Annotated in this window: 16 protein-coding genes; 9 read left to right on the top strand and 7 right to left on the bottom strand. The window is 42.6% G+C overall.

Annotation, left to right across the window (positions count from 1 at the left end; genetic code table 11):
• Positions 1 to 45: 45 nt before the first annotated feature.
• From ACZ5C4_RS01785 to ACZ5C4_RS01755, 7 genes are all read right to left on the bottom strand, one after another.
• Entirely contained in the window at positions 46 to 1,521 is a 1,476-nt protein-coding gene (locus tag ACZ5C4_RS01785) for a rhamnulokinase (RefSeq protein ID WP_464519550.1), read from the bottom strand.
• A 25-nt stretch (positions 1,522 to 1,546) separates the two neighbouring features.
• Positions 1,547 to 2,335, bottom strand: coding sequence for a DeoR/GlpR family DNA-binding transcription regulator (locus ACZ5C4_RS01780; protein ID WP_464519549.1), 789 nt, complete (start codon positions 2,333 to 2,335; stop codon positions 1,547 to 1,549).
• Between the two features lie 69 nt (positions 2,336 to 2,404).
• Complete coding sequence (locus tag ACZ5C4_RS01775; RefSeq protein ID WP_186876145.1) at positions 2,405 to 3,388, bottom strand: ABC transporter permease; 984 nt, start codon at positions 3,386 to 3,388, stop codon at positions 2,405 to 2,407.
• On the bottom strand, positions 3,388 to 4,890 hold the full coding sequence (locus tag ACZ5C4_RS01770) for a sugar ABC transporter ATP-binding protein (protein ID WP_464519548.1): 1,503 nt from the start codon (positions 4,888 to 4,890) through the stop codon (positions 3,388 to 3,390). Before ACZ5C4_RS01770 ends, ACZ5C4_RS01775 begins: the two co-directional genes overlap by 1 nt.
• A gap of 46 nt (positions 4,891 to 4,936) precedes the next feature.
• A complete protein-coding gene (locus ACZ5C4_RS01765; RefSeq protein ID WP_186876143.1) occupies positions 4,937 to 5,902 on the bottom strand; it encodes an ABC transporter permease in 966 nt (321 codons plus the stop codon).
• 90 nt (positions 5,903 to 5,992) lie between these two features.
• Positions 5,993 to 7,009 carry a sugar ABC transporter substrate-binding protein gene (locus ACZ5C4_RS01760; protein WP_464519547.1) on the bottom strand — a complete coding sequence of 339 codons (1,017 nt, stop codon included), beginning with the start codon at positions 7,007 to 7,009 and terminating at the stop codon, positions 5,993 to 5,995.
• 79 nt (positions 7,010 to 7,088) lie between these two features.
• The gene (locus ACZ5C4_RS01755; RefSeq protein ID WP_464519546.1) at positions 7,089 to 8,021 is read right to left on the bottom strand and encodes a 1-phosphofructokinase family hexose kinase; all 933 of its coding nucleotides are present in this window, start codon (positions 8,019 to 8,021) and stop codon (positions 7,089 to 7,091) included.
• 264 nt (positions 8,022 to 8,285) lie between these two features.
• Between ACZ5C4_RS01755 and alsK the strand changes: the two genes are divergently transcribed.
• The 9 genes from alsK to ACZ5C4_RS01710 all read left to right on the top strand — a co-directional run bounded on the left by alsK (position 8,286) and on the right by ACZ5C4_RS01710 (position 15,709).
• Positions 8,286 to 9,233: an allose kinase gene (gene alsK, locus ACZ5C4_RS01750; RefSeq protein ID WP_464519545.1), complete on the top strand. Its 948-nt coding sequence runs from the start codon at positions 8,286 to 8,288 to the stop codon at positions 9,231 to 9,233.
• Positions 9,230 to 9,889, top strand: a complete 660-nt coding sequence (rpe, locus tag ACZ5C4_RS01745; RefSeq protein WP_464519544.1) for a ribulose-phosphate 3-epimerase — start codon at positions 9,230 to 9,232, stop codon at positions 9,887 to 9,889. The genes alsK and rpe overlap by 4 nt, the downstream gene beginning before the upstream one ends.
• A 30-nt stretch (positions 9,890 to 9,919) precedes the next feature.
• Complete coding sequence (locus ACZ5C4_RS01740; RefSeq protein ID WP_464519543.1) at positions 9,920 to 10,732, top strand: glucose-6-phosphate isomerase family protein; 813 nt, start codon at positions 9,920 to 9,922, stop codon at positions 10,730 to 10,732.
• Between the two features lie 12 nt (positions 10,733 to 10,744).
• Positions 10,745 to 11,572, top strand: a complete 828-nt coding sequence (locus ACZ5C4_RS01735) for a PHP domain-containing protein (RefSeq protein ID WP_464519542.1) — start codon at positions 10,745 to 10,747, stop codon at positions 11,570 to 11,572.
• A gap of 33 nt (positions 11,573 to 11,605) precedes the next feature.
• A complete protein-coding gene (locus ACZ5C4_RS01730; RefSeq protein ID WP_186876136.1) occupies positions 11,606 to 12,211 on the top strand; it encodes a class II aldolase/adducin family protein in 606 nt (201 codons plus the stop codon).
• 23 nt (positions 12,212 to 12,234) lie between these two features.
• The gene (gene rpiB / locus ACZ5C4_RS01725) at positions 12,235 to 12,681 is read left to right on the top strand and encodes a ribose 5-phosphate isomerase B (protein WP_464519541.1); all 447 of its coding nucleotides are present in this window, start codon (positions 12,235 to 12,237) and stop codon (positions 12,679 to 12,681) included.
• Between the two features lie 19 nt (positions 12,682 to 12,700).
• Positions 12,701 to 13,264, top strand: coding sequence for an RpiB/LacA/LacB family sugar-phosphate isomerase (locus tag ACZ5C4_RS01720; protein ID WP_186876134.1), 564 nt, complete (start codon positions 12,701 to 12,703; stop codon positions 13,262 to 13,264).
• A 198-nt stretch (positions 13,265 to 13,462) separates the two neighbouring features.
• On the top strand, positions 13,463 to 14,197 hold the full coding sequence (locus tag ACZ5C4_RS01715) for a class II aldolase/adducin family protein (protein ID WP_464519540.1): 735 nt from the start codon (positions 13,463 to 13,465) through the stop codon (positions 14,195 to 14,197).
• A gap of 27 nt (positions 14,198 to 14,224) precedes the next feature.
• Positions 14,225 to 15,709, top strand: a complete 1,485-nt coding sequence (locus tag ACZ5C4_RS01710) for a rhamnulokinase (protein ID WP_464519539.1) — start codon at positions 14,225 to 14,227, stop codon at positions 15,707 to 15,709.
• Positions 15,710 to 15,724 lie beyond the last annotated feature (15 nt).

The raw sequence follows: 15,724 nt of genomic DNA, 5'->3' as shown, positions 1-15,724 counted from the left end.
TTCCATCCTTTCTTATTAAAAAGAAGCCGGATATGCTCCGACCTCTCACATGTCAAGCAGTCTTTTAAACTGACTGTATTTTTCTTCCCACAATTCGCACTTTTCAGGCACAAATTCTGTGATGTCAAATGAGTCACGGATAATCTGACGTCCTTCTTTTAATGTAGCGATTTCACCAAGCCCTCGCATCTGCACAATCAGATTGCCTGCAAGTCCTGCCTCATACGGGCCGGTATAAACGAGTCTTCCACAGGCATCTGCCGTAAACTGGCTGAGTATTCGGTTTTGTCCTCCACCGCCTAAAATATAGATTTCTTCCAGACGATAGCCCAGAATCTCTTCCATCTTCTCCAGTACATACCGATACTTCATTGCAAGGCTTTCCATAACAGTACGTGCGATCTCTCCGAATGTTTCCGGCCTTCCCTGTCCTGTTTTTTCACAGTACTTTGCTACCTTCTCCAGCATATTCCCAGGCATATAAAAACACACATCGTCCGGATCTATCAGAAACTTCAGCATTGCTGCCTTCTTTGCTTCCTGCGCAGTATAGGCAAAAGAACACTCTCGCCTTGTCTGCCTTTCATAATCTCTTTCGCACTCCTGCAGCACCCACAGCCCCATTACATTTTTAATCATACGGTAACGATAATCCACGCCGCCTTCGAACGCTATATTATAGCGGAAAGCTTCTTCCGTAAGAATCGGGCGTTCCACTTCTGTTCCTACGATTGACCATGTTCCACTGCTGATATATGCGACATGTTCCTTTACTGTAGGAAGCGCTGCGACCGCAGATGCCGTATCATGCCCACATACAGATACAACATGTAAGGAAATGTTTGTGAATTCCAGATTTTTCTCTTTGTCCAAAACGCCTGCGTCTGTTCCTGACGGAATCACCTCTGGAAAAATATCTTCCCGAATCCCCAAACGCTTCATAATGCCTTTATGCCAGCTCCTAGTCTTCCAATCCAACATCTGAGTCACCGATGCGAGTGTATACTCCGTATGCATCTCTCCCGTGAGAAAATATGCAAGCAAATCTGGAATCAACAGTGCATGCCTGCATCTGTCCAGAAGGTATCCTTCTCCTTCTTCTACCATAGCCGCCATTTGTATCACTGTGTTAAACAACGCACTCTGACTTCCTGTTTCCATATACAGTTCCTTTTTAGAAACTTTGGAGTAAATTTCTTTTTCCTTGCGTTTTGTCCTTTCATCTCTGTAACAGTATACCTGATTGACAAGCCTTCCCTCTTTGTCCAGAAGCCCGAAATCATTACAAAAAGAATCTACTCCCAGACTTATCTCTTTTTCTCCTGACTCATAAACTGCTTTTTCTATTCCATTTTTTAAATTCCAATATATGTTGAGGATATCCCAGTACAGGCCACCCGCCGCCAAAATCTGCCGGTTTGGAAAACGATGGACTATCTTTGTCCTTAAAATCTGTCCATCTAATTCCCCCAGCATCATTTTCCCGCTGCTGGCGCCCAAGTCGAATCCTAAGTATTTCATGCCTCTCCTATCCCGACATGTCTACTTATCCTGCTACCAATACTTTTACATTCTGCATATCCAGATTATTCTGTTCTTCCTCTGTAAGCGCACGATCACAAATCAGATAATCTGCCTGAGATATGTCTGACAGCTGTACTCCGCCTTTTCTTCCAATCTTTGTATGATCTGCCGTTATGTAGACTTCTCCGGCAAGCTCAATAAAATTTCGCTTAACCTCTATCTCATACATACTGCTGTCAAACAGCGCTCCTTCTGTATCCACACCGTAGCAGGATAAGAATGCCTTGCTTGGGCGGAATTTATTTGACATTTCATTGGCAATGTCTCCCACACAGGAATAATTCTTATATCTGAAAATCCCACCCAGGGAAATAAAAACAAAATTCTCATTCGCATATCGCGTGCTCTCCAGAAGAAGTCGCACAGAATTTGTTATGATAGTTACAGAATACTCTGGATTGATGTTTTTCAAAATAGAGATATTCGTAGAACTATTGTCGATAAATATCGTGTCTCCGTCCTTAATTACAGATGCCGCCTTTTTGCAAATCCTTTCTTTTTCCTCCAGGCACTGAATCTCACGCATTAGATATGGATACTCATAAGACTGCTGTGTGCTTCCAGTGCTCACAGCGCCTCCATGCGTCCTTTTAAGAAGTCCTTCTTGCTCCATTTCTCTTAGATCTCTGCGTATTGTCTCTTTACTGACCTTTAATTCTCCTGCAAGTGTCTCCACTTCTACTCTTCCATCCTTTTCCAAAGTCTTAAGTATCTTTGTTTTTCGTTCAATACTATAGTTTTTCGTTCTCATCCGCATTTCTCCCATAGCTTAAAATTGATACTTAACATTATACAGCATAAAAAGGATTTGCGGCATAAATTATCTTATTTCACCACTAAATTTAATACTGTCGACCATAACCGCGATAAAGATGATAATTCCTCTGAATATCGTATAGGAGTATGCAGATGCTCCCATCATCGTCAGTCCGTTTATGATCGCCTGAATCATAACAATACCGATAATCGCTCCCGGAAGAACCTTTCCTTTACCTCCGAACAGACTGGCACCTCCGATAACCGAAGAGGAAATAACAACAAACTCATCACCCTGCGCAAAGTTTGGATTGATTACACTCAAGTTACATGCACTCAACATTCCTGCAATTCCTGCAAGAGCTCCACAGATCGCATAGGCTAAAAATACAGTTCGCGGACCATTGATTCCCATTTTATTCGCGCCCACCAGGTTATTTCCACAAGCAAATAGTTGACGTCCAAACTGGGTAGATGTAAGGACAAAATGTGCAATCAAGACAATGCCAAGGAAAATAAATACGAATACAGAAATTCCAAAAACTTTGGCATTGGCAAGAGTCATAACGGAACTGTTCAGAAATACCATCTGTTGATTCGTAAAAAACAAGCCCAGTCCTTTTGCTACTGAATACGTCGCCAGTGTTACGATAAATGGAACAATTTTTACCTTCGCCACAAAAAATCCATTGATACAGCCTATCAAAAGTCCACTTACCCCCGCCGCCAGGAAACATACGATCAGCGGCAGTTCCATACTATTTAACACCGTCGCTCCGATAACCGCAGAAAAATACATATTCATAGATACCGATATGTCAATTCCTGCTACAATCAAGACAAAGAACATTCCTACAACCGCAATGCCCAGAACGGAAGAAGACTTCAAAATCAAGAGGAAATTACTTACGGAGAAGAAATTCGGCCGTTGCACCGCGAAAAATATGATCAGTACAATAAAAATAAAGTACAAGCCGTATGTACAGAACAAGTCCACAAACTTCTTCCCTGCTCCTACTGTAGACGGCTGCTTTTTTGCTTTCTCCATTATTTCACACCTCCTACCGCAAACTTCATAATTTCTTCTGGAACATACTCATTTTTGGTAAGTTCACCTGTAATCCGATTGTTGCTCATAACCAAAATTCTATCGCACACTCCCATCAATTCCTCAATCTCTGATGAAACCATCAGCACACAGGAATTCTTTTTCGCCAACTCCTGTATAATGGTATAGATCTCATATTTCGCCCCGACATCCACACCTCTAGTCGGCTCATCCAGAAGAAAAATCTTCGGTTCCCGCAGAACCCATTTTGCAAATACAATTTTCTGCTGGTTTCCTCCAGACAGTGTTCCTGCCGTCTGTTTGCCGGGATCAAAGGTTTTCACATTCAGGCTCTTTACCATTTTATCTGTATTTTCTTTTTCCTTCGCCGCATCCATAAACAACAGATTCTTTTTATGTTCTCTCAAGCTTGACAATACAATGTTCTCCTTGAGTGTCTTTGGAATCAGAAGTCCTTCTTCCCGCCTGTTTTCTGTGATAAATGCCATACCGTTTTTAATACAATTTTGCGGATTCACCGGTGTTATCTGTTTCCCTTTATAGAACAGCTCTCCTGCGTCCATCTCATCTAACCCAAACAAACATCTCAAAAGCTCTGTCCGTCCGGCACCCATCAGGCCGAACATTCCTACAATCTCACCTTCTCTGATATGTAGGTTCAAATTTTCAAATCTGCCGTTCTGACAGATATTTTTTGCCTCAAAGGCAATGTCCTTTATCTCTTTTTCGCAGACCGGATAAATATTCGTAAGTTCACGCCCAACCATCTCTTTAATGATTGTATTGGAGTCTGCTTCTTTTGTTTTCCTCTGGGAGATGATTTCACCATCACGTAAGACCGCGATTTCATCCGTATATGCAAACACGTCCTCCAGAATGTGAGAAATAAAAATAATAGATTTCCCTTGCTCCTGCATTCTGTGCATGATCTCAAACAGCTTTTCTTTTTCTTTATTTGACAGAGATGTTGTCGGCTCGTCAAATATAATAATTCTAGAATCCTTCATAATCGACTTTGTGATTTCTACCATTTGCCGCTGTCCCATAGAAAGATTGCCGATAATATCATCCGGTGAAATTCCAGTACCGCCAAGTTCCTCCATTTTTTCACGGACAATTTTCTTCATCTCTTTTTTATTGATGCTACCAATTTTACTTCTCTTCATCTCTGTGATAAAGAGATTTTCCATAACCGTCAGGTTTGTAAACAGATTCAGCTCCTGCTGCACAAATGCGATACCTGCATCACTGGACACCTTCGGATTGCTGGGTTCGAATTTTTTCCCATCCAACAGTATATCTCCGCCGTCCCTCTGATAAATTCCTCCGAGCACATTCATCAGTGTAGACTTTCCTGCGCCGTTTTCTCCTACAAGCCCCAATATCTCGCCTTTCTTTAAAGAAAAGGTAATATCCTTTAATACCTTGACGGTCGCAAATGATTTTGTAATGCCTTTTAATTCCAAAATATTTTCACTCATCTTATTCACTTCCAATCTGTAGTCTTAATCCTATAACGGACACACTTTACTGCGCCATGCTCTTCTTTGTCTTAACCAAATCAAGACTTGCAGCAATAAGAATAATCAGACCTTTAATCAAAGTAATCATATAATACGGCACGCTTAAAATATTCAGAACACTTCCTATCATTGTAATCAGGAATGCTCCCATAACCGTATTGATAACTTTACCTCTTCCTCCAAGCGGGCTTGTCCCACCTACAATAATGCTGCCCATAATATCATTAAACATTGTACTTCCATAGTTTACGGAACCACTCTGCATATATGCCAGTTCAATAACGCCTGCAATTCCTGCACAAAGACCGCTGATCACATAAATTTTAAATATAGTCTTTTTTGTAGAGATACCGGAAATCAGCGAAGCTTTCGGGTTCGTTCCCACCGCATATAGCTGCCGCCCAAGCAGTGTCTTTGTCAGCAGGATATGTATGCAGACAGCTACCAGTACCGCTATAATTAAAATATACGGAATCACAAAAATACTGCCATTTCCAAAACTTCCGAACGCCGCCGGCATTCCTGTTACACTGGATCCACCTGTATATACGACAGCAAGTCCATTTACCAGCATCTGTGTCGCCATTGTTACAATGAACGACGGCATTTTAAAAGTGACAACGGAAAATCCGTTAATAATTCCAAATCCTGCTCCCAGCAGAAGCATAACTACAATTCCCAGAAAGATTGCCAGCCCGCTTCCTCCCAGAGCTCCCCCTGTACTGATGATAGAACCACCTACAACCGTAGTCAGCGCAAGTAGTGCTGCACTGGTAAAATCTACACCACCATTCAATACGGTAAGATGTACACCACATGCCAAAACCATCAGAACGCAAGTCTGGCTTAACAGACTTTTAATAGCGGAAAACTGCGCAAAGCCGGGTACGAAAATCAGAGAAATTATAAAAAAGACTCCTACAAACCAGAATATCGCATCAATAGATTTTAAACTCTTCTTTATACTCACGTTGAAACCCACCTTAATCTTTTTATAGAGTGTGCCCCAAAAGGAATCCTTTTGAGGCACTTCCACTTTTGCCGTTTAGTTTTATTTAAATCAATATCCTTCGAAGTCTGCGTACTCTGTATCACAGTTCTCTGTACTTACTTCAAAGCCTGGGTCTGTATAGTCAGAAGCCTCTTTTCCGTCGATAGCGTCCAGTGCCGCCTGTACACAAAGTTTGCCTTGCTCTGTAGCATCCTGTACAGAAACAACATCTACATATCCTTCACGGATAGCTGTAACCGCATCTGCTGCACCATCAAATGTAACCAGAGTAACATGTCCGTCTTCTCCGACCTTCTCATATTTGCCAAGCTGCTGCAAGCCGGACTGAATAGATGGAAGAAGCGCGTCGGACGGGTTAAAGATAAAGTTAATATCATCATCCGATGCAAATGCATTTTGTACGCCAGTAAGAGCCAGGTCACCTTTCCACTCTGTCGGAACTGTCGCTACCAATTCAAACATGTCCGGATACTCCGCGATCGCCTCTTCAAAACCTTCCTGTCTTGCAATCGCATTTACGTCTGTCAGGCTTCCTACGAGTTCGAGGCATTTATATTTTGTTCCCTCAGGAGCATTTTCTGCCACATACTGAATCTCACGTTTTACCATTTCTTTATTGTCAGAAGAAATCGTTGCAAATACCTCTGCACCTTCTCCTGCCGCACGGTTTGCCATAATAACCGGAATTCCGGCATCGTTACACTTCTGAATTGCAGATACAACCGCATCTCCGTCAGCCGGAGCGATAATGATCGCATCAACTCCCTGCGAAATAAAATCCTCAATCTGCTGATTCTGTTTCTGCACGTCATTTTCTGCGATAGATTCCGTGTACTTCACACCTGCTTCATCACACGCTGCGTGCATAGATTCCTGGTACTCTGCCCACATCTGTGATTCAATCGCACACATGGAAATACCGATTGTCTTTCCAGAATCGCCGCTGCCGCCTTCATCGGAAGCGTCATCTCCTCCGGAAGAACCACCGCTGCATCCTACCATCCCAAGCATCATTGCACTGACTGCCAGGATACTCAAAGTTCTGCGTACCGCTTTGTTTTTCATAATACTTCTCTCCTTTTCTTATAATTTTTTATTCATTAAATGTCTCACCGACATATAATGCTCTTTTCTCTCCTATCATTTAGAACAATTTTTCAATCTGTACTTTTTCCATCAGCTCGTATGCTCTTTTCCGGTCAAATCCAACCGTACTGTTGGATTCTGCCGTCGCAGAAGAGACGCCTGCTGCATATTTCAAAATTTCAGTAAATTCCAGTCCCTTTTCAAATCCATATGCCATTCCGCTTAAAAATGCATCTCCACAGCCGATAGTATTCATCACATTTACTTTCAGCGGATGTATTCTATAGATTTCATTCTCATACCATATGTAGGAACCGTTTCCTCCGCAGGACACCGCAATACACGCAATTCCTGTCTCAGAAATTTTCCGAATGCCTTCGAGGATTTTCTCTTCCCCTTTTATCTCCTCCCCCAGAATCTGGGACAATTCATCCTCATTTGGCTTAATAAGAAATGGCTTCCATCTCAAAGCGCCTGTTAGGTTTTCAGAACTGGCATCTAAAAATACCTTTACTTTCTTATCTGATACCGCTTCTATCATCTTCGTATAAATAAGAGGAATTTCTGTATTAGACGCATCTCCCGACAAAATAAGAATGTCTCCATCCTTTACCTCTTCATATATTTTTCTTATCAGCTCTTCACACTGTTCCTTTGAGATAACCTTTCCTTTTTCACTGATCAGAGTACAGGTCTTATCCTCCTCAATCAGCGCATAATTCATTCTAGATTCCCCTTCATCATAGTGAAGGAATTTCATCTCTATATGTTCCTGTTCCAGCAGATTTTCAATTCTGCGTCCTGTTTCTCCAAAATCAATACCAAACGCTTTATTTACACATTCCAGGATACTTAAATTCACAGATACATGTGTGCCTTTTCCTCCCAGAACTTCTTTTACTTCTTTAATCCGGTTCGTATTATCCTTATTTAGCTGCGTAAGATAAATCACTCTGTCAATTGCAGGGTTTATTGTTACAGTGCATATCATTATGACAATCCCCTCTCAAATATTCACAATACCGGTAATTTATATTTCTTTTTTGTACCGTTTATTTTTGTTTGTGCCTCAATCATAGATCTTGTTATGCAAATTTTCAAGTATTTTTTGTTATCAACTTTTGTTTTTGTGAATTTTTCACATTTATCCCATGTGTTTTTTGGTATAATTTCCGTTTTTGACCGTTTTTCACCCGTTTTTATTGTTTCTCACATTATAAAGTGATATAATGTGCACGAACAAAAGGAGGAGATTATGAATATATCAGCTGACACAAAAGAATATGTAATTGGCATTGATATAGGAGGGACGAATTTCAGAATCGGCGGAGTCCTGCAGGATGGTTCTCTCATTGCAGAGCCTATAAAATATAGCAGCCGCAGTATGTTTTGTTCTGGCTCACCCGTTGAAATCTTGAGCCAGGTTATCACCGATTTTATGTGTTCCTTTCCGGATTATCATATGAAGGGAATCTGTATCGGCTTTCCAGGAACAGTCGATCACACAAAAGAAACCGTCATCTCCTGTCCAAATTTACTTTCCTTTACAGATTTGAATATCGCCGCGCCTCTGAAGGAACGGTTCAAAGTTCCCGTCATAGCAGAACACGATGTAATTCTCCTGCTTTCTTATGATATAAGACAGAAACACCTGGAGGACGCGGACTGTATTGTTTCTTTCTATGTTGGTACAGGATTAGGAAATGGCATCTACATACACGGACGTTTTTTAGACGGGAAAAACGGAGTCGCCGGTGAGCTCGGGCATATACCCGTTTACAGTAAAGAAGAAACCTGCCCTTGCGGAAACAAGGGCTGTATCGAACTTTTCTGCGCTGGAAAGGCATTAGAACGCATCCATGATACGTATCTGTCCAATATTCCCTTTGCAGATATTTTTTCTCATTACGAACAGACTCCTAAGTTGCATGAATACCTTGATTTCATGGCAATAGCTCTGTCTACAGAAATTAATATTTTAGATCCCGTGCATATCATATTGGCAGGAGGCGTCATTCATATGAAAGACTTTCCTTATCAAGAGCTCTGCCAAAAGATATACGATTATGCACGGAAGCCCTATCCTGCGAATTCGCTGGATTTTATGAAAGGATCCAATAATCCCTTTGCCGGAATCTTAGGCGCGGGGATTTATATGTGGAATAAATTAAACCATGAACATTTTAAGGAGGACAAACTATGAACAAAGTATCACCTTCCGTCATGTGCATTAACACGATGGAACTAAAAGAAAAAATCGAGAGCCTGGATAAAGCCGGAGTTGATCTCTACCATATTGATATTATGGACGGTCATTTCGTTCCCAACTTCTGTCTGAACGGGTATCTTATGAAAGATATTGCCGCAATCTCAAAGACACCTATGGATGTACATCTGATGGTTACCAACCCGACAGAATATATTGAATACTTCGCAGAATGTGGAGCCGACTATATCACCTTACATATCGAAGCGCTGATGCATCCGATTCGTGCTTTGAAGCAAATCCGTTCCCTCGGAAAGAAGGCAGGGCTCGCTATCAATCCTGCCACAGATATTTCACAACTGACATATATGCTCGACTATATAGACTTAATCTGTGTTATGACAGTGGATCCAGGATTTGCCGGACAGACTCTGATACCTGCTACAATAGAGAAGATACGCAAAATACGCACTATGTTTGCCGACGCCGGCAAGGAAGTAGAAATCATGGTTGACGGACAGGTAAAAGAATCAACGGCGCCAGAGCTTGTAAAGGCGGGCGCAAATATCCTTGTGCTTGGAACATCCGGACTTTTCAATGCGTATACTCCGGAAGAATATCCAAAGGCAATAAAATTCTATCAAAATTTATAATACGTATATTTGTATAATCAGGAGGAAAAAATGAAAAATTTAACTTTATTTGGCATGCCGATCGCACTCGACGAAAAAACAGGAAAGCTTACAAGCAATGAACCTGATGTTTGCTGGGAGGACTATTCCCGCAAATATTCCGGTAAAATGGCAGGGCTTTTGGCAGATCCAGACTATAAAACAGAAGACGAGCCTTACTACGATTTCTATAAAGCAATCGTAAATAACAGCACACGCAGCACATTTTCTGATGTAGATTTGCGCTATGATTCTACGGTTATTCTGTCAGGCACAGCAGGCAAAGAATTTAAAAAGACAGCCGGACATTTTCACCTTCCAATTCCAGGAAAAAGTTATAGCTTCCCTGAACTTTATCAGGTGATAAACGGTACCGCCCTTTTTGTCATGCAGCGCGTCGACGATTATCAAAAAGAGGAACCTATGACAGTAAAAGACCTTCTCCTAGCAGAAGTACATGCCGGAGAAACCGTTGTCATTCCTCCAGATTACGGACACTGTACCGTCAACATCGGGGAGGGAACCTTGGTATTTATTAATCTGGTATCTGTAAACAGCATGAACTACTATGACAGTGTGAAACAAAGTCACGGTATGAGCACCTATATATATAAGACTGAAAATGGGTATCAGATCGAAAAAAATCCAAACTATGTATTCGAATGCGAGCCAAAAGTGGTTGTGCCTACAGACAGCCCAAAATTGGGAATTTCTAAAGACTGTCCGGTTTACACAGAATTTCTTAAGAATCCGGCTCTGTATCGCTACCTCAATGAGCCGCAGGAGCTTCAAGAGGAATTCTTCGCTATGTTAAAAGAAAAATAAGGATGTGTTCTTATGACAGGAGATTTACATTGTCACAGCATCTATTCAGATGGTTCCGCTACACCGGAACAAATTGGAAAATATGCCCTGCGCAAAGGACTTGACTATATCGCTTTGACCGACCACGATACAATGAACGGAGTCGCCCGGCTCGAAGCATACGCCCGCGCAACTTCCCTTCGCGTGATCCCCGGTGTGGAATGTACGACAAAGGATCCTTTTTCAGGCCGTCCTGTGCACGTACTTTGCTACGCGCCGAAAAGGCCCCTTGTCCTAAAGCCCGTACTCGACGAAACATCGCAGCGCCGACAAAATGCCAAGCTTGCAATGGCAGAAAAAATACAACAACTATATCCGGCAGTAACAGTGGAAGACGTACTCCTGCTATCCCATGAAAGTGCCTCTATTTTTGAATCGCATATTATGATGGCACTGGCAAATGCAGGACTTACCAATCAACCTTTCGGGCCATTGTTGGGTGAACTGATAGGAAAGCAAGGCTCTTGCTACGTTCCCATCCATTATCCCGACACCCTGGACGTCATTGACATGATGCACCAGGCGGAAGGGATCGTTGTAATTGCCCATCCAGGGCAATTTGATTCTATCGATCTTATACGGCGGCTCGCCCGCGAAAAAAGAATTCATGGCATTGAATGTATGCACTACAAGAACTCACCCGAAGTCACTAAAACCTGCCGAGATATAGCTGCTTCTTATCACCTGTTAGTAACCGGCGGAAGCGATTTCCACGGCATGTACTCCAAGTCTGTGCATCCTGTCGGTTTTCATACAACAGACGAAGAGAACAGCCGGCAATTTTTAGAACGTTTACAATAACCCATTTTTACACATTCAGAAAGGATGGTATTTATGTCTGAAATATCTTATTTAAAAGATCGTGAGGATATGTGCAAGGTCGCACATTACATGTGGGACAGAAGGCTTACCAATGCGGCAGGGGGAAATTTTGCCGTACGCGTAGATGATGACCGCATTTTGATTTCCCCTTCTCTTATGTCAGAGAGACATTTCTGCGAATTACAACCAGAAGATTTTCTGCTGATTAATTCCAATATGGACATTCTGGAGGGCACAGGAAAACTTTCCCGAGAAGGGTATATGCATGTTCTTCTTCTCACAAAATTCAATCACATCAAAGCAACAATCCATGCACATCCACAATACTGCATGGTGTATGTAGCACAGTCCAAACCGATACCAAACATTACCGAAGCAACAATGAAGCGTGGCCCTGTAGAATGTATTCCGTATACGAAAGCATACACCAAAGATCTCCATGAAGAAATTTATAAATACTGGGACAGCCGGCGTGAACTGGCAGAGACTTATCCCATCGGTTGTATCATGCCTTTGCATGGGGTTGTTGTATCCGGCAGTGATCTGCACATGGCTTACAGCATGCTGGAACGTATCGAGCAGGATGCAATGTGCGGTATATTCAAAAACAATATATAAGGAAAGCTTCGGAGGAAAAATGTATGAGAATTGCAATCGGCAATGACCATGTCGCCCTTGAAATGAAATTGAAAATCAAAGAATATCTCCAGGAAAAGGGGATTGCTGTTACGGATGTAGGAACGGACTCCCCTGAACGCTGTGACTATCCCATATACGGCGAAAAGGTTGCCAACCTGGTAGCCCACAAGGAGGCAGACTGCGGGATTCTTATCTGCGGCACAGGAGTCGGTATCTCCTTAAGTGCCAATAAAGTAAATGGAATACGGGCATGTGTATGCAGCGAGCCTTATTCTGCCAGATTATCAAAGCAGCACAACAATACTAATATCCTTGCCTTCGGAGCAAGAGTTGTAGGAATAGAGCTCGCCAAAATGATTGTAGACGAATGGCTGAATGCCGAATACGAGGGAGGTCGTCACCAGAACCGTATCGACATGATTTCAGAAATTGAAAAAAGAAATTCATAAAAATATAAGGAGGATTCACATGAAAACAGTAAAAGACAAACAAATTCTAGTAGGAGCAGACATTGCCGGAGTGCCTTTGAAAAATGCAGTCGTAGAGCATTTAAAAGCAAAAGGCTGGACTGTCACAGATATCGGCGTCAAAACAGAGGATGAAGAAAATCCAGAAATGTTCCACCGTATCGGTCTGAAAGTAGGAGCAAAAATCGCAGAAAGAGAGTTTGAGAGAGCTTTGATTTTCTGTGGTACAGGTATGGGAATCCATATCGCCGCAAGCAAATGCCCCCATGTACATGCCGCAGTGGTAGAAAGTGTTCCGTCGGCTCTGCGCTGTATCACCGGCAATGATTGTAACGTAATGTCCATGGGCGCCCACTATGTAGCTCCACAGACAGGAATCGCGATGGCTGACGCGTTCTTAGAGCATAACTTAGGCGACGGATATGAGGACTGGAAAAATTTCTATGAATTCCACAAACTTGCCTATGACGAACTGGAAGCCTTTGACTATGAAGAATTCAAGAAAAATGGCTTTGAGGTGAAAAAACTTGGAGAAGTAGAATTAGGTCCAGAGCCTCTGAAATAATTTCGTTTCACAGGAAAATTTTCTGTGGAAAAATAACGTTTGTGCCGGAATGCCGCCTCATCCGCGTCCCCCTCACTTCCCTGCGAAGTGAATGCATTCCGGCACAAACTTTATTCATAAATGCCGGTGTTTTCTGCAGCTTTGTCCTACAAGATATAGAGACGCACAGCTTTCCGGCAAGAAAGGAAATATCGCAATATGAAGGAACTACAAATAAAATATGAAAACGAAATCATTGAACTCGTACATGCCAGTCATCGTCTGGCGGAATTAGGATATGTCACCTCAGCAGGCGGAAACCTTTCCCTACGTACAAAAGACAATCTTATTTTAATTACACCTACACAGACCCCCAAGCGTCTTGTCCGTTTTGAAGACATCTGCATTGTCAATTTAAATGGTGAGTCTGTCTTTGTACCTGAAGGAAAGAAACCGACCGGAGAAACGCCTTTCCATATACGTATTATGAACAAACGTCCTGATATTCGTTCTGTTGTGCATGCGCATCCACCGCTTTTGACAGGATTCGCGATTGCAGATTCCTCTCTGCTTGCCGAGCCGGTTCTTCCAGAACCCATACTCGAGGTAGGCCCCCTCCTAATGGTGCCTTACGAGACGCCCGTGTCTGAGGCTCTTTCTCTTCAATTCGATAAAGTGATCGAAGATTCCAATGGATTCCTCATGGAAAACCACGGTGCACTCATGTGTAGTCCACACGGCGCGTCTGACGGAGTCGAAATGATGCAGATGATGGAATGTATGGCGCAGTCTGTCATTGCCGCAAAGCTTCTTGGTAATTTAAAAGCAATACCTGATGAGGCAGTGAAAGAACTTGATACAGTCATTCAGAAACGGAGTCTTTCCATCCCCGGAAAAAGAGGCAAATTTCATTCTGTCCTGTCACTTTACCATAAGTCAGATACACTATCGTAATTGAGCAGGGATAAAAGAGGAAAATCTATGAAAAAAAGAAGTGTAATTGCCGTTGATTTAGGCGCGTCCAACGGGCGTGTTATCCTGGTGACTCTCGCAGATAATAAACTCCAGCTGCAAGAAGTACACCGTTTCTCTAACGAAGGTCTTTATATCCAAGAGAGATGCTATACAGATCTGCTTTATTTGTTCCATGAAATTCTGGCAGGGCTGCAAAAAGCTTTTCAAATTACAGATTCGGCTGAAGCTTTCGGCATTGATACCTGGGGTGTAGATTTTGGGCTGTTGGACCAGGAAGGCGAGCTTATTTCCACTCCTTATCAGTATCGAGACTCGCAGGCACAAGGCATGATACAAAAAGCAGAATTTCTCTTTAAAAAAGGAGGGCTGTTCTCTCTGACCGGAGTACAAGATATGTGGTACAACACAGTATATCAAATTCTCGGCATACAGAAACGTAATCCACGTATTTTTGAAAATGCAGATACCTTCCTGATGCTCGCCGATATACTGGGGTATTTCTTTACGGGAAAGAAAAGCCTGGAATATACCAGCCTTTCCACCACCCAGATATACGATCTCAAAAATCGGCAGTTATGTCCGGAAATACTGATGAAACTTCATCTTTCTCCTTCCCTATTTCCAGAAATCACCATGACGGGGGCTCAGAAAGGAGTTGTCCTTCCGCGTCTGAAAGAGTTTATCGGAATTCCCCCTTCCAGAGAGCTGCTTTTAATTGCCACAGCCCAGCATGACTCTGCTTCTGCTGCCTATGCAGTTCCTACAGAAGCTCCTCACTATATTTTCATCAATTCAGGAACTTGGTCTGTCATCGGCATGGTGACAGATACACCCGTTGTCACAGAAGAAGTTTACAGAAGCGGACTGTCCAACGAAGGCGCTGCCTTTGGAAAAGTCAAGCTTGTCAAAACCATTATGGGAATGTGGCTGATTCAGGAGCTTCGGAAATACTGGAAAAGAAAAGGGCTGCCAAATGATTACACTACACTACTTCTGGCAGCGGACAAAGCCCCTGCATTTGCCCATTTCATCGATCCCGATGATCCACTTTTTACCGCCCCGTCTAATATGGAGCAGGCTATCAATACATACTGTCAGAAAACCGGGCAGTCTGCCATAGACTCACCAGGCGGATTCTACCGAACTGTGATGGAATCTCTCGCCTTTAAATATAGAGAGTGTGTAGAAGAATTAGAACATATCACCGGCTATCAGACAGACACCCTGCACCTTTTGGGAGGCGCTTCTCAAGATAAAGCATTCTGCCAGTATATCGCCAACGCCACCGGCAGGAAAGTCGCCGCCGGCCCTGTTGAAGCAACCGCTGTCGGAAATGCTCTGATACAGTTTCATGCTTTGGGCTGTATAGAAAAGGAACAAGAAATGGCAGCTCTTCTTAGAAATTCCTTCCAGATTTTTGAATATCACCCGCAAGATCAAGCTGTCTGGGATGAGCAGTATCGAAAATATCTGTCTTTCACTTCCCTTTGACACAATCAAACGGAA

Source organism: Mediterraneibacter flintii (genome assembly GCF_055387595.1).
This window is presented reverse-complemented; position numbering and strand designations above follow the sequence as displayed.

Excerpts from the sequence above, each read along its gene's own strand:
- ACZ5C4_RS01785 (WP_464519550.1), bottom strand. The coding sequence starts at position 1,521 with ATGAAATACTTAGGATTCGACTTGGGCGCCAGCAGCGGGAAAATGATG.
- ACZ5C4_RS01780 (WP_464519549.1), bottom strand. The coding sequence starts at position 2,335 with ATGAGAACGAAAAACTATAGTATTGAACGAAAAACAAAGATACTTAAG.
- ACZ5C4_RS01775 (WP_186876145.1), bottom strand. The coding sequence starts at position 3,388 with ATGGAGAAAGCAAAAAAGCAGCCGTCTACAGTAGGAGCAGGGAAGAAG.
- ACZ5C4_RS01770 (WP_464519548.1), bottom strand. The coding sequence starts at position 4,890 with ATGAGTGAAAATATTTTGGAATTAAAAGGCATTACAAAATCATTTGCG.
- ACZ5C4_RS01760 (WP_464519547.1), bottom strand. The coding sequence starts at position 7,009 with ATGAAAAACAAAGCGGTACGCAGAACTTTGAGTATCCTGGCAGTCAGT.
- ACZ5C4_RS01755 (WP_464519546.1), bottom strand. The coding sequence starts at position 8,021 with ATGATATGCACTGTAACAATAAACCCTGCAATTGACAGAGTGATTTAT.
- alsK (WP_464519545.1), top strand. The coding sequence starts at position 8,286 with ATGAATATATCAGCTGACACAAAAGAATATGTAATTGGCATTGATATA.
- rpe (WP_464519544.1), top strand. The coding sequence starts at position 9,230 with ATGAACAAAGTATCACCTTCCGTCATGTGCATTAACACGATGGAACTA.
- ACZ5C4_RS01740 (WP_464519543.1), top strand. The coding sequence starts at position 9,920 with ATGAAAAATTTAACTTTATTTGGCATGCCGATCGCACTCGACGAAAAA.
- ACZ5C4_RS01735 (WP_464519542.1), top strand. The coding sequence starts at position 10,745 with ATGACAGGAGATTTACATTGTCACAGCATCTATTCAGATGGTTCCGCT.
- ACZ5C4_RS01730 (WP_186876136.1), top strand. The coding sequence starts at position 11,606 with ATGTCTGAAATATCTTATTTAAAAGATCGTGAGGATATGTGCAAGGTC.
- rpiB (WP_464519541.1), top strand. The coding sequence starts at position 12,235 with ATGAGAATTGCAATCGGCAATGACCATGTCGCCCTTGAAATGAAATTG.
- ACZ5C4_RS01720 (WP_186876134.1), top strand. The coding sequence starts at position 12,701 with ATGAAAACAGTAAAAGACAAACAAATTCTAGTAGGAGCAGACATTGCC.
- ACZ5C4_RS01715 (WP_464519540.1), top strand. The coding sequence starts at position 13,463 with ATGAAGGAACTACAAATAAAATATGAAAACGAAATCATTGAACTCGTA.
- ACZ5C4_RS01710 (WP_464519539.1), top strand. The coding sequence starts at position 14,225 with ATGAAAAAAAGAAGTGTAATTGCCGTTGATTTAGGCGCGTCCAACGGG.